The sequence below is a fragment of the Streptomyces sp. NPDC102258 genome (assembly GCF_055584685.1).
This window is the reverse complement of sequence record NZ_JBVJLO010000005.1, coordinates 121,383-144,260: the sequence shown is the minus strand read 5'-3', so window position 1 is coordinate 144,260 and position 22,878 is coordinate 121,383. Positions and strand designations below refer to the sequence as shown.

The window sequence follows — 22,878 nt, the reverse complement described above, 5'->3', positions numbered from 1 at the left end:
CCCGGGCCGGGGCGGCCCCCGTCGATCCGTTCGACGGCGCCTCCCCGGCCCACGGACGTCTCAGTCCTGCCGGATCGCGGAGATGTCGAACTCCAGCACCACCTTGTCGCCGACCAGGACACCGCCGCCCTCCAGGGCCGCGTTCCAGGTGATCCCGTACTCCTTGCGGCTGATCGGCACCGAGCCCTCGAAGCCCACGCGCGCGTTGCCGAACGGGTCCCGGGCGCTGCCCTGGTACTCGAACTCGATGGTGACCGGCCGGGTGACGTCCTTGATGGTGAGGTCGCCCGTCACGTTGTAGTGCGTGTCGTCGAGCGGCTCGACCCCGGTGGAGACGAACGTGATGTCCGGGAAGGTCGGCGCGTCGAGGAAGTCGTTCGTACGCAGGTGGCCGTCCCGCTGTTCGTTGCGGGTGTCGATGCTCTCGGCCTTGATGGTGACCCGCGCGGAGGACTTGGCCGGGTCGGCGCCGTCCAGGTGGGCGGTGCCCTCGAACTCGTTGAACGAGCCGCGGACCTTGGTGACCATCGCGTGCCGGGCCACGAAGCCGATCCGCGAGTGGGCGGGGTCCAGGACGTAGTCGCCTGTGAGCGAGGTGAGGGGGGCGGTGGTCATGGACCTGCTCCAGGGGGCTGGGGGACGGGGACGTGACGCGCGTCCACGCTAGCCAGCGCCGCCCCGAAGGGCGCCCGGCCACGCCCGCCGCATCACCCGATCGGCCAGATGCCGGGCCGCGCCGGGTCGGCCCGCCGCGCCCTCCGGCTACGCGTCCCGGATCGCGCGGACCAGGCCCGACACGAGGTTCGCCCGCTCGGCCATGGACGCGACCACCACGTACTCGTGGTCCGCGTGGGCCCCGCCGCCGACCGCTCCCAGGCCATCGAGGGTCGGTACGCCCAGCGCGGCCGTGAAGTTGCCGTCGCTGCCGCCGCCGACCGCCCTGCCCTCCAGGCCGGGCAGCAGCCGCCGCGCCACCGCGAAGAGCCCGGCCGACGCGGACTCGGGCATCGGGGGCCGGCCGATGGACCCCTCGACCGTGATCCGCGCGCCGTCCAGGTGCGGCGCCAGCGCCGCGAAGGCCGCCTCGATCCGCTCCCGTTCCCCGGCCGACTCGACCCGGACGTCGACGATGACGGTCGCCTCCGCCGGCACGACGTTGTCCAGGGTCCCCGCCGACGCGACCGTCGGGGTGACCGTCGTACCGGCCTCGGGCCGGCCGAGCGCGGCGATGTCCAGCACCTGGTACGCGGCTTCGACCAGGGCATTGATCCCGGCCGCGGGCTCCAGGCCGGCGTGGGAGGCGCGGCCCTCGACCCGGACCCGGAAGGTGCCGCAGCCCTTCCGGCCGGTCTTCAGCGCTCCGCCGTCGGCGGCTCCCTCGAAGACGAGCACCGCGCCGCAGGCGAGGGCGCGTTCCTCGATGAGCGCCCGGGAGGAGTGCGAGCCGACCTCCTCGTCCGCGGTGACCAGGATCTCCACGCCGGACCGGTCGTCGAGCGCCGCCAGGCCGTGGACGGCCTGCACCAGGCCGCCGAGCATGTCGAAGACCCCGGGACCGGTCGCGTGCCCGTCCGCGACGCGGAACGGGCGGCGTTCGAGGGTGCCCAGCGGGAACACCGTGTCGTGGTGACCGAGGATCAGCACCCTGGACTCACCCCCGCCCCGCCAGTGGACGTGCGGCCCGGCCTCGCTCTCCAGGATGACGGCCCGGCCCCCGAGACGGCTCTCGATGAACGCGGCGACCACCTTGGCCGATGCCGCCAACGCGTCCAGATCGCGCGACGGGGACTCGGTCTCGACCAGGGTCCTGAGGTCGTCGAGCATCGCGTCCACGCTCACCGCGGCGGTCTTGCGCATCGTCATGTCGCACAGGGTAGCTGGCGGCCCGTCGGCCGGGGCGCCGCCCCGGGGGCCCGCCGGTCACGACGCCGGATCCGGCGCGGGGCGGCGCAGCAGGTAGAGGGCCGCCCCGGAGACGAGGACGGCCATGCAGGCGAGGAACACCAGCCCCGCACCCTCCAGTCCGACCGGGCCCGACAGCACGCCCACGCCGATCACCGGGAGGGATATGCCGGTGTACGCGACCACGAACAGCGTCGAGATCACGGCCGCGCGCTCGTGCTCGGGAGACGCCGCGGCCACCGCCGAGAGCGCCCCGCGGAACGTCAGCCCCTGCCCCATGCCGCCCACCACCGCGCTCAGCACCACCAGCACCAGCAGGTCCGCGTACAGCGCGCCCGCGAGCAGCGCCAGCCCGGCGAGGAGCACCGCGCAGCCCAGCGGCAGCGAGCGCCGCACCCCCACCCGGGGCACCGCGGACTGCCCGGCCGTCGAGGCGAAGAAGGCCAGCGCCACGACGAGCCCGCTCACGGCCGGGTCGTGCACGCCGAGGGACTGCGCGAGGAACGCCGGGCTGACCGCCGTGAACACCCCGAACAGGGCGAACCCCGCGAACGCGGCGGCCGCCGCCGGCCCGAACACCGGCCGCACTTGCGCCGGCAGCCCCGGCCGCTGCGGCCGTACGGTGCTCAGCGGCCGCCGTTCCCGCACGGTCTCCGGAAGCCACAGCAGCACGGCGAACGCCCCCGCCACCAGGGCGAGGTGCACGGCGAACGGCAGGTACAGCGGCCACGGCGCGTACTTCGCGAGCACCCCGGCCAGCAACGGACCGCAGCCGAGGCCGCCCATGTTGGCGGCCGTCGCCACCAAGGTGGCCCGCGAACGGCCGCCCGCCGGAGCCAGCTCCATCACGTACACCGTCGCCGCGCCCGTGAACAGCCCGGCGGACAGCCCCGACAGCAGCCGGCCCGCGTACAGCCAGCCGAGTCCGGAGGCGCAGAGGAAGCAGACGGCGCTCGCCGCAGAGCAGACCAGACCCGCCCGGAGCACCGGCCGCCGGCCCACGGAGTCCGAGGCGTTGCCCGCGAGAAGCAGGACGCCGATGACGGCGAAGGCGTACACGGCGTACACCACGGTGACCGTCAGCTCGGAGAACCCGAACTTCTCCTGGTAGAGCCCGTAGAGGGGGGTCGGCAGCGTGGTGCCCGCCATGCACACGGCGAACACCGCGCCGGCGAGGGAGCACCGGCGCCACCCGCCGCGATCACCGTCCATGCGCCCGACGGTACCCCGCGCCCGGCCGCCCGCCCACCGGTACCGGGCCGGGCGGAGCAACCGGAGGAGGGGCGGCGGGCGTCCCCGTGGCGGGGGGTGGTGCTCATGCCGGAGACGGACCGGCGGTGGCGAGGACCCGGTACGGCGGCGTTGCCCGCGCCGGCCGCCGCGGCGGTGTACGGATGGGCGGCCTGGTGCTTCGGGGGCTCCTCACCGCCCCCGGACACCCTCGTCGTCGTGGGCGGGGCGGTACTCCTCCTCGGCGCCTGCACGGGGTACTTCGCGCTCGTCGGGGGGAGCGGGGGCTTCTTCGGGGCCCTGCTGCTGTCGTTGGGGCTGCTGCTGGTGGTGGCCTGCGCCGACCAGGCGGCGTCCCGTCCGGCGGTCGCCTCCTGCGCGGTGCGCGAGGTCGAGTCGAAGGCCGAACACTCCTCCGGCGAGGGCGCTCCGCCCACCCGGACGGTGTACCGCCTGCTGCTGGACTGCCCGGGCGGCTACCCGGCCGAGCTGAAGGAGGGTCGGGCCGTGGCCGCGAAGGGAGACACGATCCGGGTCGCCTACGACCCCAGGCACCGGATCTCCCCGGAGCTGGAGGGCCGGACCACGCCGTGGACGGCCGCCCTGTGGGCCGCGGCGCTCCTCGCCCTCAGCACCACGATCGCCTGGCTGAAACGGGGCCCGTCGCAACCGGGCGCGCACTGAGCCGGCGGACCGCGCGGTTCATCCGGCCGGCCGCGCAACGGATGCCGTCGGGGCCCGGCCGGGGCAGGCTGCGGGCAGGAGAGCCACCACCGCACAGACGAGGACCCCGACATGTCCCTGTCCCACCACCGGCGCATCGGCGTCATCACCGGGGCCGCGGCCCTGCTGCTCACCGCCACCGCCTGCTCGGGCCTGGGCCGGAGCACCGTCGGCGTGCTCACCTTCCGCAGCCACGACTCGCCGGTCGCGCTGTCCTACGGCAACACCCCGGTGAAGGGCTGCCACCGCATCAACTTGCCCCGCGGCGCCACGCGCGTCGAGAACAACACCCTGGTCGACGTGGTCCTGTACCGGACGGAGAACTGCGCGAAGGGCGAGCGGGAGGACGGCACCTACGTCGCCACCACGCTCTCGAACGTGACGGCCCCCGCGGCCCTGCCCTGGCGCAGCTTCAGCGTCATCCACTGAGCGCTCCCGGCGCGGCGCCGCTCTCCGCGTGCCGCGCCGTCGGGGCGCCGGGTGGAACGGGCGCCGCGTGGCACGAGCGCCGGGTAGCACGAGCGCCGACCGCTCCCGGCGCCGCGCGGGGCGGCGGGAGCGGGCGGCGGTGGGGTCACCAGTAGATGACCACGTACCCGTTGCCGCCGTTCTGGCCGTCGCCGCCGGGGAGGGGGACCGTGGCGGCCGTGCCCGGCGCGCCGCCCCTGCCGCCGTGCGCGGCGTGCGGGGGCAGGCCGACGATCCCGTCGGCGGGCGCCCCGCCGGCGCCGTTGGCGTTGCCGTTCCCGCCGGGGATGTTGACCCCGCCGGTGGAGCACGTGGCGGTGCCGCCCGTGCCGGGCGTGCCGTTGGCGCCGTTCGTGGCCGTGGCGCCCCGGCCGCCACCGCCCCCTCCGCCGCCGCCCGCGTTGAGCAGGACGGTGTTGTCCGTCGCCCGGGTCAGCGTGCTGGCGCTGCCCGCGGTGCCGTTGCCGCCGTCGCCGCCCGGGCTGCCCATGGTGTTGCCCGGGGCGCCGCCGCCTCCGCCGTCGCCGCCGTCACCGACGTCCACGCCGTAGTCCGCCTGCGGGGTCACCTTGACGGCGCACCAGGTGAAGCCACCCGCGCCGCCGCCACCGCCGGTGCCGCCGTTCGCGGTGACGGTGCCGCCTCCGCCGCCCCCGCCTCCGCCGCCCGCGCCCCACGCCTGGACGAACACGGACGTGACGCCCGGCGGCGGGGTGAAGGTGTTGTCGGACGTGAACTGCCGCAGCCCGTGGATGACCGGGGTGCGCGGCCTCTTCTTCTCCTTGTCCCTCCCGTTGTCACCCCAGTCGTCGTGGTCGTTGTCCCGGCCCTTGTCCTTGTCCTGCGGGGACGCGCCCGTCTTGGGCTGGGCGGCGGAGGGGACCGAGGGGACGGGCCCGTCGGCGGACGCGGCCGGTGCCAGCGCGATCACTTGCCCGGTCAGGGCCGCCGCGGCGGCCAGGGAGGCGAGCAGGACGCGGGAGCGTACCCGGGGCCGTCTCGTCGTCTCGTGGTGCTCGTTCAGGTTCATGAGTTCCTTACCCGCCGGCGCCGGGGGCGGCCGCGGGATCGTGAGGGGACGGATGCGTGGTCGGCTCCGGACATCCCCGTGGGCCAGGGCGGGACCGTCACGCGCCGTCATCCCAACCTTCCTCGGCCCGCCCGCCGCGCCGACGGGGCCGACGGTGTGGACCAGCCAGGTGAGCGGTTCGCCGGGCCGGAGCAACGCCGCGCCCAGACGGCGCTGGGCCGGCCGGGGTAGCCGGTGTCACGGACCCGGCCGGCCGTCGTTGCCCTGATATGACCGACGTGATGGTGAAGATCCCCGCCGACTGGCTCGCCCGTGTGTTCCTCTCCCTGCGCCGCAGCGCCCTGGACGACGCCCAGGCCGTCGCCGCCGAGCTGCGGCCGTTCACGGAGCGGCCCGGCCAGCGGGTCCCCGTACCGCGCGCGACGGTACTGCGTACCGCGCAGGCCCTGCGGGTGGAGCTGGCACGCGTCGCGGAACCCGTGGAGCGGGCCCGGCTGCACGAGGCCGCACAGCTGATCAGCGCCCGGCTGGGCACCCCGGAACCCTGATCCGGTGGGGCCTCAGGCGGCGCGGAGCCGTACCCGCCCGGCTACGCGGGCCGTCGGCCGGGGGAGAAGACGCGGTCCAGGTGGTGGCGCAGGACGGCGACGGCCGCCTCCGGGGTCCGCTGGCCGACCAGGATGCTCGTGCCCATCGTCGCCGCCATGGCCAGCAGGCTGACCGCCTCGATCCGGGCGTCGACGTCGGGATCCGCGAGCCCGGCCTCCTGGGCTCCGCTCAGCAGTCCGGTCAGGGCGTCCTCGGCGGCGTCGGGGTTGTCGATGAACGGCTGGGCGGCCAGCGCCTCGTCGGTGACCGACAGGATGGCGTACGAACTGTAGAGCAGGTGGAAGGTGCGGCTCTCCGGGTCGGTGGGGAGGGAGGCGAGGAGCAGCGCCTCGGCGGTCGCGCGCGGCCCGGGCGCGGGCCCGGCGGCGCGCAGGCGTTCGCCCACGCGGGCGGTGAAGCGCTCGGTGAGGTGCTGGAGTCCGTAGAGGAGCAGTTTCTCCTTGGTCTCGAAGTAGTACTGCACGAGCCGGAGCGAGACCCCGGCCTCGGCGGCGACCTCGCGCATGCCGACCGCGTGCAGCCCGCGCCGTCCGGCCACCCGGACGAGTGCCTCGGCGATCTGGGTGCGTCGTTCCTCGTGGTCCACGCGCTTGGGCATGAGCGTTCTCCGGCCGTAGGTGCTGCTGCTGGGCGTCCGGCGGCGCCCGGGCCCATTTGATGGTACCGCCGTATCAACAACGTGGTACGGTCGTACCACGAAATGGTGATCACCAGGAGGTACCCCGTGCCCGAGAAGTCGGCCCGCGCGCGACGCGACATAGGCCACTACGTCAACGACACCCTGCGCGACCGGTACTTCGCCGCCTGCGACGCCCTGTACGCGCTGGGCGCCCCCGCCCGCTCCGAAACGGACGTCGAGACCAGCTTCGGCACCACGCACGTCTACCGCTACGGCCCCACGGACCCCACCGCCGATTCCCGTACGCCCATAGTCCTCATCCACGGCTCCGGCGGCTGCTCCGCCCAGTGGTACCCCAACACCCCGGCACTCAGCGCCGAACGACCCGTCTACGCGCTCGACACCCCGGGCGACCCCGGGCGCAGTGTCCACCGCGAGCCGATGTGGCAGCCCGAGCGCGCGGCTCAGTGGATGGACGAGGCCCTGGACGCGCTCGGCCTCGACCGGGTCCACCTCGTCGGCTCCTCCTACGGCGGCTGGCTGGTCATCAACCAGGTCCACCTGCGTCCCGGCCGGCTCGCCTCCGTCACCGCCCTCGACCCCGGCGGCCTGGAGAAGGTCGGACTGCGCTTCTTCGTGTGGATCTTCGCCAGCCTCTTCGCCACGTACGCCCCGAAAGCGCTGCGCCCGCGCCTGGCCGCCTGGCTGGAGCAGCCCGTGATCGTCGTTCCCGAGCTGCGCGCGATGATCCAGGCGAGCGTCCGCGCCTTCCGGATCCGCCGTCCCGCCCCGTTGCCGCTGTCCGACGCCGAACTGGGGTCGATCCGGACGCCGTTCTACCTGGTCATGGGCAAGCGCAGCCTGCTCGTGCACCCGCAGCGGCAGCTGGAGCGGGTACCGCGGCTGATTCCCGGCGCCCGCGCCGAGATCGTCGCCGCCACCGGCCACGGGCCCCAGATCGACCACCCCGACCTGGTCAACGCCCGCATGCTGAGCTTCATGGAGGACGTGGACTCCCTCGACCCCGCCCGCGCCTGACACACGGGAGCGGGCCGGCCCGGCCGGCCCCTCCCTACGGCGGCGGCGTGAAGCGTACGCGAGGTTGCCCGGGAACAGGCGGCCGGAGCGGCCCGGCAGCGGCAGACTGGGCGGGGCAGCAGCACCGCAGCCACGCGCCAGGAGGACCGCCCGTGCCCGTCCCGATCATCATCGACTGCGATCCCGGGCACGACGACGCCCTGGCCATCATGCTGGCGGCAGCCGACCCCGCCGTCGACCTGCTGGCCATCACCACGGTCGCGGGCAACCAGACCCTCGACAAGACCACCCTCAACGCCCGGCGCGTCTGCACCCTCGCCGGGATCACCGACGTGCCCATCGCCGCCGGGTGCGACCGGCCGCTGCTCCAGCCGCTGGCCGTCGCCGACGACGTACACGGCGCCTCGGGCCTGGACGGGCCGCGGTTCCCCGAGCCCACCGTGGACGCCGTGGACGAGCACGCGGTGGACCTCATCCACCGGATCCTCCTCGCCCACCCCGAGCCGGTCACCCTGGTGCCCACCGCACCGCTCACCAACATCGCCCTGCTGCTGACCCGCCACCCCGACAGCGCCTCCCGCATCCGCGAGATCGTGCTGATGGGCGGCTCCACCGGCCGCGGCAACCGCACCCCGGCCGCCGAGTTCAACATCCTCACCGACCCGGAGGCCGCGGACATCGTCTTCCGCAGCGGGGTGCCCCTGACGATGTGCGGCCTGAACGTCACCCACCAGGCCCTGGCCACCCCCGAGATCCGGGCCCGCTTCGAGGGCCTCGGCACCGAACTCGGCCTGGTCTGCGCCGAACTGCTGGCCTACTTCGCCTCCACGTACCAGCGCCTGTGGGCCATGCCCCACCCGCCGCTGCACGACCCCGTCGCGGTGGCCCGCGTCATCGACCCGACGCTCGTCGGCGTGGTCGACGCCAACGTCACCGTCGAACTGCACGGCCGCTACACGCGCGGAGCCACCGTCGTGGACCTCCACCGGTACCTCGGCCGGCCGGTCAACGCCCGGGTCGCCACCACCCTGGACGCCGACCGCTTCTGGGACCGCATGATCACGGCCGTGGCCACCCTCGGCTCCCGCACCGCCTGACGGTGCTTCCGATCAGCCCGCGAGCGGGTACATCAGGCCGCGGCGGCCCTCCGGTGAGGTCAGCCACTCCAGCTTCTCGGCGGTCCCGGTGTCCGGGAGCGGGGTGTGGAGCACGATCGAGAGGTCCGGGCGGGCCGGGACGCGCAGCTGCGTCGACTCCACCTCCAGCATGCCGACGAGGGGGTGTTCCAACTGCTTGCGCAGCAGGCCGCCCGGCCGGACGTCCCGGCGCTTCCACAACTCCGCGAACTCCGGGCTGAGTTCCCGCGCCTCCTCCAGGACCGCCCGGAACCCCTCGTCCTGCGGGCGCTCGGAACAGGCGGCCCGGAACTGCGCCACCACCTCGCAGGCGATCTCCTCCCAGTGCGGGGAGCGCGCCCGGTAGACCGGGTCGGTGAAGAAGGAGATCAGGCAGTTCTGGACGATCTCCGGGCGCATCCCGAGGACCAGGGCCGCCGCGTCGTTGTACATCACGGTGTTCCAGTACGCGTCCATGATGTGCGCCGGGAACGGCATCCAGGCGTCGATCAGCCGCTTCAGCCCGTGGCACATGTCCCGGTCGCCCGGCGCCACCTCCAGCGCGGGCGGGTTGAGCCCGGCGAGCACGTACAGGTGCCGACGCTCGGCGCTGCTCAGCCTGAGCACCCGGCTCACCGCGTCCAGCACGTGCGCGGACACCGTGATGTCCCGCCCCTGCTCCAGCCACTGGTACCAGGACACCCCGACCCCGGCCAGGACCGCCACCTCCTCCCGGCGCAAGCCCGGCGTCCGCCGCCGCGCCCCGCCGTCCGGCAGCCCCGCCTGCGCGGGCGAGACCCGCGCGCGCCTGCTCATCAGGAACGCCCGCAGTTCGCTCCTGCGGTCCTCTTCGGTCGGCGTGGCCACGACATCCCCCTCGGATCGTGCCTGGTGGTGGCGACAACAGGATAAGTTCCCGCTCTTCACGGGCAGTCCCGTACCGCGAGGGTGTGGACATGACGATCGACACACCGACGACGACCGCCCCCGCCCGGGCGACTCCCCCCGCCGCCCCCGGCGACGGCCGGCTCACCGGCCGCGCCCGGCTGGTCCTCTTCGTGCTCTGCGCCGCCCAGTTCATGGTGGCGCTGGACTTCTCCGTCCTCAACGTGGCCCTGCCCGTCCTCGGCAAGGACCTGGGCCTCAGCCCCTCCGCCCTCCAGTGGGCGGTCACCGCCTTCGCGCTGCCCTCCGGCGGCTTCCTGCTCCTCTTCGGCCGGATCGCCGACCTGTACGGACGCAAAAGGCTCTTCCTGAGCGGCCTCGTGCTCTTCGGCGCGGCCTCCCTGCTCGCCACCCTCGCCTGGGACCCCGCGTCCTTCCTCACCGGCCGCGCCCTCCAGGGCCTGGGCGCGGCGGTCGTCGTACCGACCGGCATGTCCCTGCTGACCACGACCTTCCCCGAGGGCCCGCTGCGCGAAAAGGCGCTCGGCATCTCCGGCACCCTGCTCTCCCTCGGCTTCACCGTCGGCATGGTGCTCGGCGGCATCATGACCGACACCCTCGGGTGGCGCTCCACGATGGGGCTGCTCACGGCCGCCGCCCTCATCGTGCTCTGCCTCGCCCCCCGGCTGCTGCCCGAGTCCCGCACCCCGGACCGGCCGCGGCTGGACGTACCCGGCGCGGTCACCGTCACCGGCGGCCTGCTCGCGCTGATCTACGCCCTCTCCACGGCCGCCGAGCGCGGCTTCGGCGGCACCGACGTCCAGGCCGCGCTCACGGCCGGGATCGTCCTGCTCGCCGCCTTCGTGGTGGTGGAGTCGAAGGCCGCCGCCCCGCTGGTCTCGCTGCCGATGCTGCGGCGGCGTACGGTCGCCTGGGGCAACATCGGGGGACTGGTGACCTTCTCCATGATGTCGACGGTCGTCTTCGTCCTGACCCTCTACCTCCAGGAGACCCTGCGCCTGTCGTCCTTCGTGACGGGCCTCGTCTTCGGCGTCCAGGGCCTCGCCTCCGCCCTCGCCGGCTCGTACGCGCCCCGGCTCATCGGCCGCTTCGGCCCCCGCCGCACCCTCGTCGGCTCGCTGCTGGGCCAGGGCGTCCTCACCGCCGCGCTGCTCGGCGTGAGCCCGCACTCCGGCGCGCTGCTGGCCACCGTGGCCGTATCGGTGGCCAGCATGTTCCACCTCTGCGCGATCATCTCGTACGGGGTCCTCGTGACGAGCGGCGTACCGGACGAGGAGCAGGGCCTGGCCACCGGTCTGGTCACCACCACCCAGCAGGTCGGCCTGACCATCGGCATCCCGCTGCTCGGCGTCCTGGCCACCACCGGGCCGTCGCTGTTCGACGGGGTGCGTACGGTCCTGGCCGTCGACGCGGCGCTCATCGTCGTGGCCGCACTGCTGGTGGCGGCGGGGACCGCCCGGCGCAGGGCGTGACGCCCGGGGCGCGCACCCCGGGCGGTCGGCGCCCGTCTTCCGTCAGCCGGCGGTGAGGCGGGCGCTGACCCATTCCAGGGAGGGCGGGATCTCCCGCCGCCAGGTGTTGAAGTTGTGCCCGCCGTGGTCGAGCGTGATCGAGGAGACCCGGGCGGGGGCCTTCACCTTCTCGATGAACTGCCGCGTCGGCTTGAGGTTGCTCTCGCCCTGGAGCGAGGTGGTGACCAGGAAGGACGACTTGCCCTGCGGCAGGTGGTCCAGGCTCCACAGCAGGTCGGCCCGCTTCTCCTCCGCCTTGTTCCCGTGGAAGAGGTCACCGGAGTCCGCGTCGATCTCCGGCTTGTAGTCCGCCGAGAGGCCGACGCCGGCGGCGTACCGCTCCGGATGCTCCAGCGCGATCTTCAGGGCGCAGTACCCGCCGGTCGAGTCGCCCATGATGGCCCAGCTCGACGGCGCGCTCTTCACCCGGTACGCGCCCGCCACGGCCTGCGGGAGGTCGATGCCGAAGTAGGTCTCGCTCTGCGGCCCGCCGGGGACGTCCACGCACTGGGTGTTGCGGGTGGCGATGACCGACGGCCGCGTCATCACCAGGACCATCGGCTGCGTCTTCTTGTGCTTGGCCAGCTTCCAGGCCGTCTTCGGGTAGTCGAGACCCTTGATCAGGTTCTCCGAGGTGCCCGGGAACCCGGTGAGGACCACGGCGGCGGGGAACGTCTTGTGCTCGTAGCCCTTCTGGAAGTACTCCGGCGGCAGGTACACGTAGGCCGAGGTGGCGGTCTTGGAGCGCTGGCCCTGGATGGTGACCTTCTCGATCACGCCGCCGACGCGCGGCGTGGCGCCGCCGGGCACGTCGACCGGCTGGCGGCCGAGGACCTTGACGCCCGAAGCGTCGCCCTGGCCCTTGTCGAGGGCCGGCGGTGCCTGCGCGTGCCCGGCCAGCTCGGCCCACGAGCCGTAGATCAGGAAGCTCCGGTTCGCCGCCAGTCCGATCGAGGCCACGAGCAGCAGCTGGAGCACGACGAGCAGCCCGATCCGGCCGGCCACCGCGCGCGGCCCGCCCCCCGCCAGCCGTGGCCAGAGCCAGACCGTCAGGGCGAACAGCAGCAGCGTGCACAGCAGGGCGAGTACGAGGGGAGCGCCACTCGTCAGCTTCATGGATCGGTAAGACCTTCTGTGGGCGATCGGTCCGGGCCCGGGGCCCGCCGGCACACGTCGGCGTGCCACCCAAGGAGAGGGCCGGGCGGCGCAAAAGGTTGCGGGCGCGGGAGTGATCTTCGAACACCCGCTCCCGGAACCCGGCGTAACGTGGGGGTGAACTGACTTGCGTACCACTTGTGATGGGAAGGAATCCGTCCATGCAGGAGCATTTCGACGTCGTCGTCCTGGGGGCCGGCCCCGGCGGCTACGTTGCCGCCATTCGTGCCGCTCAGCTGGGCCGCAGCGTGGCGGTCGTGGAGGAGAAGTACTGGGGTGGAGTCTGTCTCAACGTCGGCTGCATCCCCACCAAGGCGCTCCTGCGCAACGCCGAACTCGCGCACATCTTCACGCACGAGGCCAAGACCTTCGGGATCAAGGTGGACGGCGAGGTGTCCTTCGACTACGGCGAGGCGTTCCGGCGCAGCCGGCGGGTCGCGGACGGCCGGGTCAAGGGCGTCCACTACCTGATGAAGAAGAACGGGATCACCGAGTTCGACGGCCGGGGCACCTTCCTGGACGACCGGAACCTGCGGATCGCCCAGTCCGACGGCACCACCCGTGAGATCTCCTTCGACCACTGCGTCATCGCCACCGGCGCCACCCCGAAGCTGCTGCCCGGCACCCGGCGCTCCGAGCGCGTGGTGACGTACGAGGAGCAGATCCTCGCCGAGGACGTACCGGGCTCCGTGGTGATCGCGGGCGCCGGTGCCATCGGCATCGAGTTCGCGTACGTGCTGCACAACTACGGCGTGAAGGTCACGATCGTCGAGTTCCTGGACCGGATCGCCCCGCTGGAGGACGCGGACGTCTCCGCCGAGCTGGCCAAGCGGTACCGCAAGCTGGGCATCGACGTCCTGACCTCGACCCGCGTCGAGTCGATCGACGAGTCGGGCCCGCAGGTGCGGGTGAGCGTCACCGGCCCGGACGGCGCGACGAAGGTCCTGGAGGCCGACAAGGTCCTCCAGGCCATCGGCTTCGCGCCGAACGTCACCGGTTACGGCCTGGAGGCCACCGGCGTACGGGTGACCGAGCGCGGCGCCATCGACGTCGACGGCCGCTGCCGCACCTCGGTGCCGCACATCTACGCCATCGGCGACGTCACCGCCAAGCTGATGCTCGCGCACACCGCCGAGGCCATGGGCGTCGTCGCCGCCGAGACCATCGCGGACGCGGAGACGATGGAGCTGGACTACCCGATGATCCCGCGGGCGACCTACTGCCAGCCGCAGATCGCCAGCTTCGGCTGGACCGAGGCGCAGGCGAAGGAGAAGGGCTTCGACGTCCGCGTCGCGAAGTTCCCCTTCGCCGCGAACGGCAAGGCGCACGGCCTCGGCGACTCGGCCGGTTTCGTGAAGCTGATCAGCGACGCCACGCACGGCGAGATCATCGGCGCCCACCTGATCGGGCCCGACGTCACCGAGCTGCTGCCGGAGCTGACGCTGGCCCAGCAGTGGGACCTCACGGTCCACGAGGTGGCCCGTAACGTGCACGCGCATCCGACGCTGGGCGAAGCGGTCAAGGAAGCCGTCCACGGTCTGGCCGGACACATGATCAACTTCTGAGGCGCGGCACCCGGCCCCCGCTCCCGGCTCCCCGCCCGCCGACCGGAGATCGGGGGCTGGGGCCTCGGGCCGGGACCGGCTCAGAACGCCGAGTTCGCGAACCAGAGGTCGAGCAGCTCGGCGTCGCCCGTGGCCCCGACCTCCGGGGCGCTGCGGGCGGTGCGGCCGTAGAGCACGAGCAAGAGGGCGGCGGCCGGAGCCAGGACGGTGGCCTCGGCGGGCTCCGCCTCCCCGCCCCTGACGAGGCCGAAGCCGTCGGGGCGCAGCCGGACCAGCCACGAGCCGTCGGCGTCGGAGCACCGGAAGCGGATGGTCCGGCCGTTGCCGCGCAGCCGCGCCACGCCCGGCGCGAAGGGGGTGGCGTAGGGGAGGTTCGTGAGGAACTCGTCGACGCCGTCCCGGGCGAGCGCGGTGTCGACCGTGGACGGCAGCCCGAGGGTCCGCTCGGCGTCGACCCGGTGCACGAGGGTCTCGAACAGCATCCGGCGCACCCAGAACCGGGCGTGGGCGTCGGCGCCCCAGACCCACATGGGCGCGTCCAGGTCGGTGCCGGCGAACACCTCCGCCGCGGCCGCGCCGCCGGCCGCCAGCCAGTCCGCCAGCTCCTCGTCCCGCTCCGGGAGCCGCAGGTCGACGTCCCGGGTGGCCGGGCGCTCCTGGACCTTCTGGAGCAGCAGCGCCGAGAACCAGCGGTGGACCCCGCCGCAGTGCCGGACCAGATCGCCGAGGGTCCACCCCGGGCAGGTCGGTACGGGCAGCGTCAGGTCGGCGCCCCGGACCAGCTCCACGAGGCGGGCGGTCTGCGCCGCGACGGCCGCCGCGTGGTCGGGCTGCTGCTCGGCTGTGCTCATCGGGTGCGCCGTGCTCATCGGGTGGGCCTTCCTGACCTGTCGGTTCGTCTCTCCCGGCACTCTGTCACAGCGGCCGGGAGGCGTCCGCGCGGGGGCGCCGCCCCGCGGGTCAGCAGGTCCGCTCGTACTCGACCTGTTCGAGGGGGTTGCCGTCGCCGAAGTCGTACGGGCGCGTCGCGCCGGTCTCGCGGAATCCGCGCGCGGCGTAGAAGCGGCGGGCGCGGGGCGTGTCGCGCAGGGTCCACAGGTGCGCCGAGGTGAAGCCGTCCGCGCGCAGCCGGCTCAGCGTCGCCTCCATCAGGACGGCCGCCACACCGCTGCCCCAGCCGTCCGGGTGGGCGTAGACGGAGAGGATCTCGGCGAGGCCGGGCCGCCGCGCTCCGGGGGAGGCGGCGAAGAAGGTCAGGGCGAGGGGGCGGCCGTCGAGGGAGGCGAGCAGCACCGTGTCGGGGCTGCCGGGGGCCAGCCGGGCGTGCCAGCGGTGACGCCGTTCCTGCACGGCCCGCGTGGCGAACTCCGGGGCGAAGAAGGGGGCGTAGGCGGCTTCCCAGGCGGCGGCGTGGATCTCCCCGGCCGCGTCCCCGTCGGCCGGGCCCGCGCGACGTACAGCGATCATGCGGTCAGCGTACCGGCAACAGGACGGGCCGACACGGGAGTTGAGGCTGCCCGGGGCGGCTTTACGGGGCCTCGTGGAGCCGGGTCAGCAGGGTGATCAGCTGTCGTCGCTCGTCCGGGGCGAGCGGGGCGAGCAGCGCGGCGTTGGCGGTCTCGGCGAGGGTCGCGCAGCGGGCGAGGACCTCCGTGCCGCGCGGGGTGACGGTGACGGCGTTCTTGCGGCGGTCCGCCGGATCCGGGGTGCGCAGGACGAGCCCCGCCTCCTGGAGGTGATTGAGGAGGCCCACCATGTCCTTGGGGTCGACGGCCAGCCGGCGGCCCAGCTCGGCCTGGGTGACGGGCCCGTACTCGGCGGTCGCCGCCAGGACCGCGTGGTGCATGAGCCGCAGCCCCTCGGCGGCGAGCGCCTCGGCGACGAGGCCGCGGCCGCGCGCGGCGACCCGGCCGACGAGCCAGGTCGGGAGGGACTGGATGTGCGCGAGGGGTGAGGTCATGCGGGCCACTCTAACGACAATCGTTGGACATCCCCATGACTTCCGGCTTATCGTTGGGGTCCCCAACGAAAACCCCACCAGGGAGGTCCTGTGCTGCGCATGCGTCACCAGGTCGACGCCGGCCCCGAGAGGCTGGGGGCCGAGTACGTCGACCCGCCCGTGGCCGGTCCCGGCGAGGTACTGGTCCGCAACGAGGCGATCGGAGTCACGCTGCCCACCGTCCGCAAGATCGGCGAGGGCGGCGGCCCCGTCCCCCTCGGCGGCGAGGTCGCCGGGGAGGTCGTCGCGACCGGCGCCGGGGTGACCGGCTTCGCCGTGGGCGACCGCGTCACGGGGCTCTGCTTCGCCGACGCCTACGCCGAGTTCGCGGTCCTGGGCGCCGCGATGGCCTCCCCCGTCCCCGACGGCGCGAGCGCGGTGGACGCGGTCGCGCTGGTCCGCAGCGGCCTCGTCGCCCGGGGCGCCCACGCGGCGGCCCGCGCGGAGCCCGGCGAGTCCGTCCTCGTCACCGCCGCGGCCGGCGCGGTGGGCGGTCTCGCCGTCCAGTACGCCAAGGCGGCGGGGGCCGGCCGCGTCGTCGCCGCCGTCAGCAGCGCCGCCAAGGCCGACTTCGTACGCGGCCTCGGCGCCGACCGGGTCGTCCTCTACGAGGACGCCGACTGGGGAGCCCCGTACGACGTCATCCTCGACGGCGTCGGCGGCGACCTGCTCGCCCCCGCCGTGCGCGCCCTCGCGACCGGTGGCCGCATCGTCGCGTTCAGCTCGGGCGGCGGGACCGTGGAGGCGTACGAACTTCTCGTCCGGGGCGCGTCGGTGATCGGCTTCCAGATGCGGGCCATCGCCACCGGACAGCCGGACCTCTACGACCGCTGGCGGCGCGAGCTGTGGCGGCTGCACGCGGCCGGGACACTGCGCCCCGCCGTCCACGAGTTGATCCCGCTCGCCGAGGCGGCCCGCGCCCACGCCGCGATCGGACAGCGGCGCAACCTCGGCAAGGTGATCCTCGTCCCCTGACCCGCCCGTACCGCCGCCCAGCGGGGGAAACGGACGTCCGGCCGCTCTCCGCGCCATCCATGGCGATCACCCGGACGCGCGGCCGGGGCCGATCGGGTGAGCGGGCGCAACAGTCCCTCTCCGGCCGCCGAAGGGCGAAGTCCGGCCACGTCTGCGCCGCGTCCCGCACGCTCCGCCGTCACGGCCCGCCGGGGGCTTACGATCCCGACGGACGGCCGCGCCCCACGGTCGCCCCCCACCCCGCATCCGTGGAGGTCAACCGTGTTCCGGACGGCCGCAGGACACCGCAGCCAGCGCAGCAGCACCCGTATCCGTGCCACGGCCGGCCTCGCCGCCGCCACCGCGGGCGTGTTCCTCGCCGCGGGCTGCTCCTCCGGCGGCAGCGGCCCGGGGGAGGCGGCGGGCGGAGTGCCCGTCGTGGAGAAGGGCAAGCTGACCACCTGCACCCATCTGCCCTACCCGCCGTTCCAGTTCGAACAGAACGGCAAGGTCGTCGGTTTCGACGTGGCGCTCATCGACCTCGTCGCCAAGAACCTCAAGGTCGAACAGAAGATCCTCGACACCCCGTTCGAGAACTTCAAGACCGGTGCCTTCCTGAACTCCGGCCAGTGCGACCTCGCCGCCGCCGGCATGACCATCACCGACGAGCGCAAGAAGAACGTGGACTTCTCCGTCCCCTACTTCGACGCGACCCAGGCCCTCCTCGCGACCAAGAAGAGCGGGATCACCTCCCTCGCCGACCTCAAGGCCAAGGGCAAGAAGCTCGGCGCGCAGGCCGAGACCACCGGCGAGAGCTACGTCAAGGCCCAGGGCTTCAACCCGGTCGCCTTCGAGAGCTCGGACGCGGTGCTCAACGGGCTGCGCACCGGCCAGGTCGACGCGGTCGTCATCGACTACCCCGTCGTCCAGGGCTGGCTCAAGGACAAGACCAACGCGGCGGAGTTCGTCCTCGGGCAGAACATCGACACCGGCGAGAAGTACGGCTTCTCCGTGAAGAAGGGCAACACCGCCCTCCTCGCCGCCATCGACAAGGCCATCACCACGGCGAAGGCCGACGGCACCTACAAGAAGCTCTACGAACAGTGGATCGGCCCGCTGCCCCAGGCCACCTCGTGACCTCACGGCTGACCCGGCGCCAGCGGCGCCGGGTCTGGCAGGGCGTCCAGTACGCGGTCTTCGTGGCCGTGCTGGTCCTGGTGGTCGTCCTCGCCGACTGGGACCGGCTGCGGAACCAGTTCGCGCAGACCCACCTGGCCGTCCGCCTCTTCCCGGAGATCATCACCACCGCCCTGCGCAACACGGTGGTGTACACCTTCTCCGGGTTCCTCTTCGGCCTCGTCCTCGGACTGGTCGTCGCCATGATGCGGCTGTCCTCGGTCGCGCCCTACCGCTGGGCCGCCGGCGTGTACATCGAGCTGTTCCGGGGCCTGCCCGCGCTGCTGATCTTCATCTTCGTGGGGGTCGCGGTACCGCTGGCGTTCCCCGGCACCGAGATCCCCGGCGGGACCTACGGCAAGGTCGCGCTCGGCCTCGGCCTGGTGGCGGCCGCGTACATGGCGGAGACCATCCGGGCCGGCATCCAGGCGGTGCCCAAGGGGCAGATGGAGGCGGCCCGCTCGCTGGGCTTCTCGCACGGCCGCGCCATGGTCTCGGTGATCATCCCGCAGGCGTTCCGCATCGTCATCCCCCCGCTCACCAACGAACTGGTCCTGCTCTTCAAGGACTCCTCCCTGGTGCTCTTCCTCGGCGTCACACTGGAAGAGCGGGAACTGACCAAATTCGGCCGGGACCTCGCCAGCGAGACCGCCAACTCCACCCCCATCCTGGTCGCGGGCCTGTGCTACCTCCTGGTGACCGTGCCGCTGAGCTTCGTGGTGCGCCGCCTGGAGGCCCGCGCGGACAAGGCCACGTGAGGACGACATGTCACAGAAGACGGGAACGGCGGACGTGCGGGACGCGCCGGACGACGCGGGGCGGCCGGAGATCGAGATCCGCGCCCTGCACAAGTCCTTCGGCGACAACCACGTCCTGCGCGGCATCGACCTGGACGTGGCCCGCGGCGAGGTGGTGTGCGTCATCGGCCCCTCCGGCTCCGGCAAATCGACGCTGCTGCGCTGTGTGAACCTGCTGGAGGAACCGAGCGGCGGACAGGTCTTCGTCGGCGGTACGGAGCTCACCGACCCCGACGTCGACATCGACGCGGCACGCCGCCGCATCGGCATGGTCTTCCAGCAGTTCAACCTGTTCCCGCACGTCAGCGTCACCGGGAACCTCACGCTGCCGCAGCGGCGGGTGCTGGGCCGGGACAAGGACCGGGCCGCCGCCGTCGCCCGGGAGAACCTGGAGCGGGTCGGTCTCGGCGACAAGGCGGACGCCTTCCCCGCCCAGCTCTCCGGCGGCCAGCAGCAGCGGGTGGCCATCGCCCGGGCCCTGTCGATGGGGCCGGAGGTGATGCTCTTCGACGAGCCGACCTCGGCGCTCGACCCGGAACTCGTGGGGGAGGTGCTGTCGGTGATGCGGCGGCTCGCGGGCGAGGGCATGACGATGATGGTCGTCACCCACGAGATGAGCTTCGCCCGCGAGGTCGCGGACCGCGTGGTGTTCATGGACGGCGGGGTGATCGTCGAGCAGGGGCCCGCGGCGCGGGTCATCACCCGCCCGGAGCACGAGCGGACCCGGAACTTCCTCGACCGCATCCTCGACCCGGCGGCCGTGGACCCCCCGGCCGAGGCGGCACCGCCGGAGTGAGGGCCCCTCCAGGCCGTCCCCGTGCGGGTCTTCCCCTCGTGTGACGCCCGCCGACACGGGCCGCTGAGTCAGCCCCCGAGCAGCCGGGCGAGATGGGCCAGCGCCATGCGCGTGCCCGTCTCGTTGTCGGCGGCGGGCACCGCGTCCGGGACGCCCTCGTGGACCATGACCACGTCCGTGCCGCCGTCGTCCGCGTCGCCGAGGGTGGTGGTCAGCGTCATCCGGCCGCGCAGCCCGGGCTCCGCGCTCTCGAACGCGAAGGACTCCACCACCCGCTCGTCCGGCACGAGTTCGACGAAGTGGCCGTGGTAGGTGTCGGTCCGCGCCGAGGACTTGCCCCGGCCGTCCGGCGCGCCGTGGCCGTGGTCCTCGTACGCGTACGTGAGGGAGACGCGGAACCGTCCCCCTTCCCGAGGGTCGAACTCGTGCACGTGGCCGCTCATCCCCTCCGGCACCCGCCAGCGTGCGAGCGCCTCGGGGTCCAGCAGCGCCCGGTAGACGGCGGAACGCGGCGCCTTGATGTGCCGGGAGACGCGAGTGGCGTACATGCGGGCCAGCCTAGACCGCGGGGCGCGGCGCGACAGCAGGCTCGGAAGCCGTCACCGTCCGCCAGTAGTCCGTCACCGTACGGAACCATCGCCCGATCGGGTGTATGAGACGGCTCCGACCGGGTAGACATGCGGCGTATGCGGAGCTTTATGTTCCGCTTAAGCGACCGATCGCCGGGCCCCGCGGCAGGCGGCGGCACCGACGGGCCGATGACAGCCGGTCTCGCCGGCAGGAAGCAGGCTCTTCATGGCTGATCGTCTCAAGGCATCGGGGCTGGTGGGCGAGCTATCCGCCGAATTCGCCGGCACGATGGTCCTGATCCTCTTCGGCTGTGGTGTGGTGGCCCAAGTGGTTGCGGGCGGCGCACTCACCACCCCGCCCGGCGGCCTCGGAAACCACGACAGCATCGCCTGGGCCTGGGGACTGGGCGTCACCCTGGGCGTCTACGTCGCCGCGCGGCTGAGCGGCGCCCACCTCAACCCGGCGGTCACCGTCGCGCTGGCGGCCTTCAAGGGCTTCCCGTGGAGCAAGGTGGCCCCGTACGCGCTGGCGCAGACGGCGGGTGCCTTCGTCGCCGCCCTCATCGTCCGCTGGAACTACACCGAGGCACTCGCCAAGGCCGACCCCACGCACACCATCAAGACGCAAGGCGTCTTCTCCACGCTGCCCGCCAACGGCAACCCGAACCTGCCGGTCACCGAGTGGGGCGCGCTGCGCGACCAGATCATCGGCACGGCGATCCTGCTGCTGCTGATCCTCGCGATCACCGACCTGCTCAACACCCCGCCCGGCGCCAACCTCGGCCCGTTCATCGTCGGTCTCGTCGTCGTGGCGATCGGCATGGCCTGGGGCACCAACGCGGGCTACGCCATCAACCCGGCCCGTGACTTCGGTCCGCGGCTCGCCAGCTTCCTCACCGGCTACGGCGGGGCGTGGCGGGATCAGTACGGGAACTTCTACTTCTGGGTGCCGATCGTCGGACCGCTGATCGGCGGCCTGCTGGGGGCGGGCATCTACAAGACCTTCATCGGCCGGTTCCTGCCGACCGCCGAGCCCGAGCCGCCGGGACGCGTCCCGGCCCCCGAGGCCTGACCCACCCGGACTCCCCGACCCCGTCCGCGCCAGGGGCGGCACCACCGTCCCGGGCGCGGCCGGGGGGTTCCCACAGCGAGGGCCCCACACGAGAGGCGGCACCATCATGGCGGACTTCGTCGGCGCAGTGGACCAAGGCACCACGAGCACCCGGTTCATGATCTTCGACCACGCGGGCAACGAGGTCGCGAAGCACCAGCTGGAACACGCGCAGATCCTGCCCAGGTCCGGCTGGGTCGAGCACGACCCGGTGGAGATATGGGAGCGCACCAACTCGGTGATCCAGAACGCGCTCCGGCACGGCAACCTCTCCCCGGCCGACCTGGCGGCCATCGGCATCACCAACCAGCGCGAGACGACCGTCGTCTGGGACCCCCGCAACGGCCGCCCGTACTACAACGCGATCGTCTGGCAGGACACCCGCACCGACTCGATCGCCGCCGCGCTGGACCGCTCGGGCCAGGGCGACGTCATCCGGCGCAAGGCCGGACTGCCACCGGCCACCTACTTCTCCGGCGGCAAGATCCAGTGGATCCTGGAGAACGTCGACGGCGTCCGCGAGGCCGCCGAGCAGGGGCACGCCGTCTTCGGCAACACCGACTGCTGGGTGCTGTGGAACCTCACCGGAGGACCCGACGGCGGCATCCACGCCACCGACGTGACCAACGCCAGCCGCACCATGCTGATGGACCTGGAGACCCTCGACTGGGACGACGAGCTGCTCGGCTTCTTCGGGATCCCGCGCGCGATGCTCCCCTCGATCCACCCCTCCTCGCACGCGAGCGCCTACGGAGTCACCCGCACCTCCCGCCCCCTGCGGGCCGCGATCCCCATCGCGGGCGTGCTCGGCGACCAGCAGGCCGCGACCGTCGGGCAGGTCTGCTACGAGCCCGGCGAGGCGAAGAACACGTACGGCACCGGCAACTTCCTGGTGCTCAACACGGGCACCGAGCTGGTCCGCTCCCAGCACGGACTGCTGACCACCGTGGCCTACCAGTTCGGGGACGCGCCGGCCGTCTACGCTCTGGAGGGCTCCATCGCGGTCACCGGTTCGGCGGTGCAGTGGCTGCGCGACCAGCTGAAGATCATCAGCGACGCGGCGGAGACCGAACGCCTGGCCGCGACGGTCGAGGACAACGGCGGCATCTACTTCGTGCCCGCCTTCTCCGGCCTGTTCGCGCCCTACTGGCGCTCCGACGCCCGCGGCGCGATCGTCGGTCTCGCCCGTTACAACGACGGCGGACACCTGGCGCGCGCCACCCTGGAAGCCATCTGCTACCAGAGCCGGGACGTCGTGGAGGCCATGGAACAGGACTCCGGGGTCCACCTCGACGTGCTCAAGGTCGACGGCGGCGTGACGGCCAACGACCTGTGCATGCAGATCCAGGCCGACGTCCTCGGCGTCCCCGTGAGCCGCCCCGTGGTCGCCGAGACCACCGCGCTCGGCGCCGCGTACGCCGCCGGACTGGCCACCGGGTTCTGGCGGGACACGGCCGAACTGCGCACCCACTGGCAGGAGTCCAAGCGCTGGGAGCCCCAGTGGTCGGAGGAACGGCGGGCGGAGGGCTACGCCGGCTGGAAGAAGGCGGTCGAGCGGACCCTGGACTGGGCGAAGGTCGAGTGACCGGCAGCCCCGGCGGCGCA

24 protein-coding genes are annotated in these 22,878 nt (G+C 73.2%); 13 read left to right on the top strand and 11 right to left on the bottom strand.

Features of this window, described 5'->3' with window-relative positions; all coding sequences use genetic code 11:
- Positions 1–60 precede the first annotated feature (60 nt).
- The 3 genes from ACZ6ZT_RS10805 to ACZ6ZT_RS10795 all read right to left on the bottom strand — a co-directional run bounded on the left by ACZ6ZT_RS10805 (position 61) and on the right by ACZ6ZT_RS10795 (position 3,114).
- Positions 61–615 carry a YceI family protein gene (locus ACZ6ZT_RS10805; protein WP_469717621.1) on the bottom strand — a complete coding sequence of 185 codons (555 nt, stop codon included), beginning with the start codon at positions 613–615 and terminating at the stop codon, positions 61–63.
- Positions 616–762: 147 nt separating this feature from the next.
- Positions 763–1,863, bottom strand: a complete 1,101-nt coding sequence (locus ACZ6ZT_RS10800) for a M20 family metallopeptidase (RefSeq protein ID WP_469717619.1) — start codon at positions 1,861–1,863, stop codon at positions 763–765.
- Positions 1,864–1,920: 57 nt separating this feature from the next.
- On the bottom strand, positions 1,921–3,114 hold the full coding sequence (locus ACZ6ZT_RS10795) for an MFS transporter (RefSeq protein ID WP_469717617.1): 1,194 nt from the start codon (positions 3,112–3,114) through the stop codon (positions 1,921–1,923).
- A 105-nt stretch (positions 3,115–3,219) separates the two neighbouring features.
- Between ACZ6ZT_RS10795 and ACZ6ZT_RS10790 the strand changes: the two genes are divergently transcribed.
- Entirely contained in the window at positions 3,220–3,816 is a 597-nt protein-coding gene (locus tag ACZ6ZT_RS10790) for a hypothetical protein (RefSeq protein WP_469717615.1), read from the top strand.
- 111 nt (positions 3,817–3,927) lie between these two features.
- Positions 3,928–4,284, top strand: a complete 357-nt coding sequence (locus ACZ6ZT_RS10785) for a hypothetical protein (protein WP_469717613.1) — start codon at positions 3,928–3,930, stop codon at positions 4,282–4,284.
- Positions 4,285–4,429: 145 nt separating this feature from the next.
- On the opposite strand, the gene ACZ6ZT_RS10780 is transcribed toward ACZ6ZT_RS10785, so the two are convergent.
- Entirely contained in the window at positions 4,430–5,353 is a 924-nt protein-coding gene (locus tag ACZ6ZT_RS10780) for a hypothetical protein (RefSeq protein WP_469717612.1), read from the bottom strand.
- Between the two features lie 281 nt (positions 5,354–5,634).
- On the opposite strand from ACZ6ZT_RS10780, the gene ACZ6ZT_RS10775 reads away from it, so the two are divergent.
- Positions 5,635–5,901, top strand: coding sequence for a hypothetical protein (locus ACZ6ZT_RS10775; RefSeq protein ID WP_469717610.1), 267 nt, complete (start codon positions 5,635–5,637; stop codon positions 5,899–5,901).
- Between the two features lie 41 nt (positions 5,902–5,942).
- Here the strand turns inward: ACZ6ZT_RS10775 and ACZ6ZT_RS10770 are convergent, their stop codons facing one another.
- Positions 5,943–6,560 (bottom strand): TetR/AcrR family transcriptional regulator, encoded by a 618-nt coding sequence (locus ACZ6ZT_RS10770; RefSeq protein ID WP_469717608.1) that lies wholly within the window; start codon positions 6,558–6,560, stop codon positions 5,943–5,945.
- A gap of 126 nt (positions 6,561–6,686) precedes the next feature.
- On the opposite strand from ACZ6ZT_RS10770, the gene ACZ6ZT_RS10765 reads away from it, so the two are divergent.
- Together ACZ6ZT_RS10765 and ACZ6ZT_RS10760 are read left to right on the top strand one after the other, a co-directional pair.
- A complete protein-coding gene (locus ACZ6ZT_RS10765) occupies positions 6,687–7,619 on the top strand; it encodes an alpha/beta fold hydrolase (protein ID WP_469717606.1) in 933 nt (310 codons plus the stop codon).
- A 152-nt stretch (positions 7,620–7,771) separates the two neighbouring features.
- Complete coding sequence (locus ACZ6ZT_RS10760; protein ID WP_469717604.1) at positions 7,772–8,716, top strand: nucleoside hydrolase; 945 nt, start codon at positions 7,772–7,774, stop codon at positions 8,714–8,716.
- A gap of 12 nt (positions 8,717–8,728) precedes the next feature.
- Here ACZ6ZT_RS10760 and ACZ6ZT_RS10755 read toward each other — a convergent pair whose 3' ends face one another.
- The gene (locus ACZ6ZT_RS10755; protein ID WP_469718254.1) at positions 8,729–9,550 is read right to left on the bottom strand and encodes a helix-turn-helix transcriptional regulator; all 822 of its coding nucleotides are present in this window, start codon (positions 9,548–9,550) and stop codon (positions 8,729–8,731) included.
- A gap of 140 nt (positions 9,551–9,690) precedes the next feature.
- On the opposite strand from ACZ6ZT_RS10755, the gene ACZ6ZT_RS10750 reads away from it, so the two are divergent.
- Positions 9,691–11,112 (top strand): MFS transporter, encoded by a 1,422-nt coding sequence (locus ACZ6ZT_RS10750; RefSeq protein ID WP_469717602.1) that lies wholly within the window; start codon positions 9,691–9,693, stop codon positions 11,110–11,112.
- A gap of 42 nt (positions 11,113–11,154) precedes the next feature.
- Here the strand turns inward: ACZ6ZT_RS10750 and ACZ6ZT_RS10745 are convergent, their stop codons facing one another.
- Positions 11,155–12,267 (bottom strand): alpha/beta hydrolase, encoded by a 1,113-nt coding sequence (locus ACZ6ZT_RS10745; protein ID WP_469717600.1) that lies wholly within the window; start codon positions 12,265–12,267, stop codon positions 11,155–11,157.
- A gap of 200 nt (positions 12,268–12,467) precedes the next feature.
- Between ACZ6ZT_RS10745 and lpdA the strand changes: the two genes are divergently transcribed.
- Positions 12,468–13,871 (top strand): dihydrolipoyl dehydrogenase, encoded by a 1,404-nt coding sequence (lpdA, locus tag ACZ6ZT_RS10740; RefSeq protein ID WP_469717598.1) that lies wholly within the window; start codon positions 12,468–12,470, stop codon positions 13,869–13,871.
- A gap of 80 nt (positions 13,872–13,951) precedes the next feature.
- On the opposite strand, the gene ACZ6ZT_RS10735 is transcribed toward lpdA, so the two are convergent.
- From ACZ6ZT_RS10735 to ACZ6ZT_RS10725, 3 genes are all read right to left on the bottom strand, one after another.
- Positions 13,952–14,740: a maleylpyruvate isomerase family mycothiol-dependent enzyme gene (locus tag ACZ6ZT_RS10735; RefSeq protein WP_469717596.1), complete on the bottom strand. Its 789-nt coding sequence runs from the start codon at positions 14,738–14,740 to the stop codon at positions 13,952–13,954.
- A 91-nt stretch (positions 14,741–14,831) separates the two neighbouring features.
- Positions 14,832–15,338, bottom strand: coding sequence for a GNAT family N-acetyltransferase (locus ACZ6ZT_RS10730; protein ID WP_469717594.1), 507 nt, complete (start codon positions 15,336–15,338; stop codon positions 14,832–14,834).
- A 61-nt stretch (positions 15,339–15,399) separates the two neighbouring features.
- The gene (locus ACZ6ZT_RS10725) at positions 15,400–15,831 is read right to left on the bottom strand and encodes a MarR family winged helix-turn-helix transcriptional regulator (protein ID WP_469717592.1); all 432 of its coding nucleotides are present in this window, start codon (positions 15,829–15,831) and stop codon (positions 15,400–15,402) included.
- A gap of 90 nt (positions 15,832–15,921) precedes the next feature.
- Between ACZ6ZT_RS10725 and ACZ6ZT_RS10720 the strand changes: the two genes are divergently transcribed.
- From ACZ6ZT_RS10720 to ACZ6ZT_RS10705, 4 genes are all read left to right on the top strand, one after another.
- Positions 15,922–16,845 (top strand): quinone oxidoreductase family protein, encoded by a 924-nt coding sequence (locus ACZ6ZT_RS10720; protein ID WP_469717589.1) that lies wholly within the window; start codon positions 15,922–15,924, stop codon positions 16,843–16,845.
- 309 nt (positions 16,846–17,154) lie between these two features.
- A complete protein-coding gene (locus ACZ6ZT_RS10715) occupies positions 17,155–17,961 on the top strand; it encodes an ABC transporter substrate-binding protein (RefSeq protein ID WP_469718250.1) in 807 nt (268 codons plus the stop codon).
- Complete coding sequence (locus ACZ6ZT_RS10710) at positions 17,958–18,758, top strand: amino acid ABC transporter permease (protein ID WP_469717587.1); 801 nt, start codon at positions 17,958–17,960, stop codon at positions 18,756–18,758. The genes ACZ6ZT_RS10715 and ACZ6ZT_RS10710 overlap by 4 nt, the downstream gene beginning before the upstream one ends.
- Positions 18,759–18,765: 7 nt before the next feature.
- Positions 18,766–19,593 (top strand): amino acid ABC transporter ATP-binding protein, encoded by an 828-nt coding sequence (locus ACZ6ZT_RS10705; RefSeq protein WP_469717585.1) that lies wholly within the window; start codon positions 18,766–18,768, stop codon positions 19,591–19,593.
- Positions 19,594–19,661: 68 nt separating this feature from the next.
- Here ACZ6ZT_RS10705 and ACZ6ZT_RS10700 read toward each other — a convergent pair whose 3' ends face one another.
- Positions 19,662–20,141 (bottom strand): SRPBCC domain-containing protein, encoded by a 480-nt coding sequence (locus ACZ6ZT_RS10700; RefSeq protein WP_469717583.1) that lies wholly within the window; start codon positions 20,139–20,141, stop codon positions 19,662–19,664.
- A 247-nt stretch (positions 20,142–20,388) separates the two neighbouring features.
- Between ACZ6ZT_RS10700 and ACZ6ZT_RS10695 the strand changes: the two genes are divergently transcribed.
- Complete coding sequence (locus ACZ6ZT_RS10695; protein WP_469717580.1) at positions 20,389–21,234, top strand: MIP/aquaporin family protein; 846 nt, start codon at positions 20,389–20,391, stop codon at positions 21,232–21,234.
- A gap of 106 nt (positions 21,235–21,340) precedes the next feature.
- Positions 21,341–22,858 (top strand): glycerol kinase GlpK, encoded by a 1,518-nt coding sequence (glpK, locus tag ACZ6ZT_RS10690; protein WP_469717578.1) that lies wholly within the window; start codon positions 21,341–21,343, stop codon positions 22,856–22,858.
- Positions 22,859–22,878: the final 20 nt, after the last annotated feature.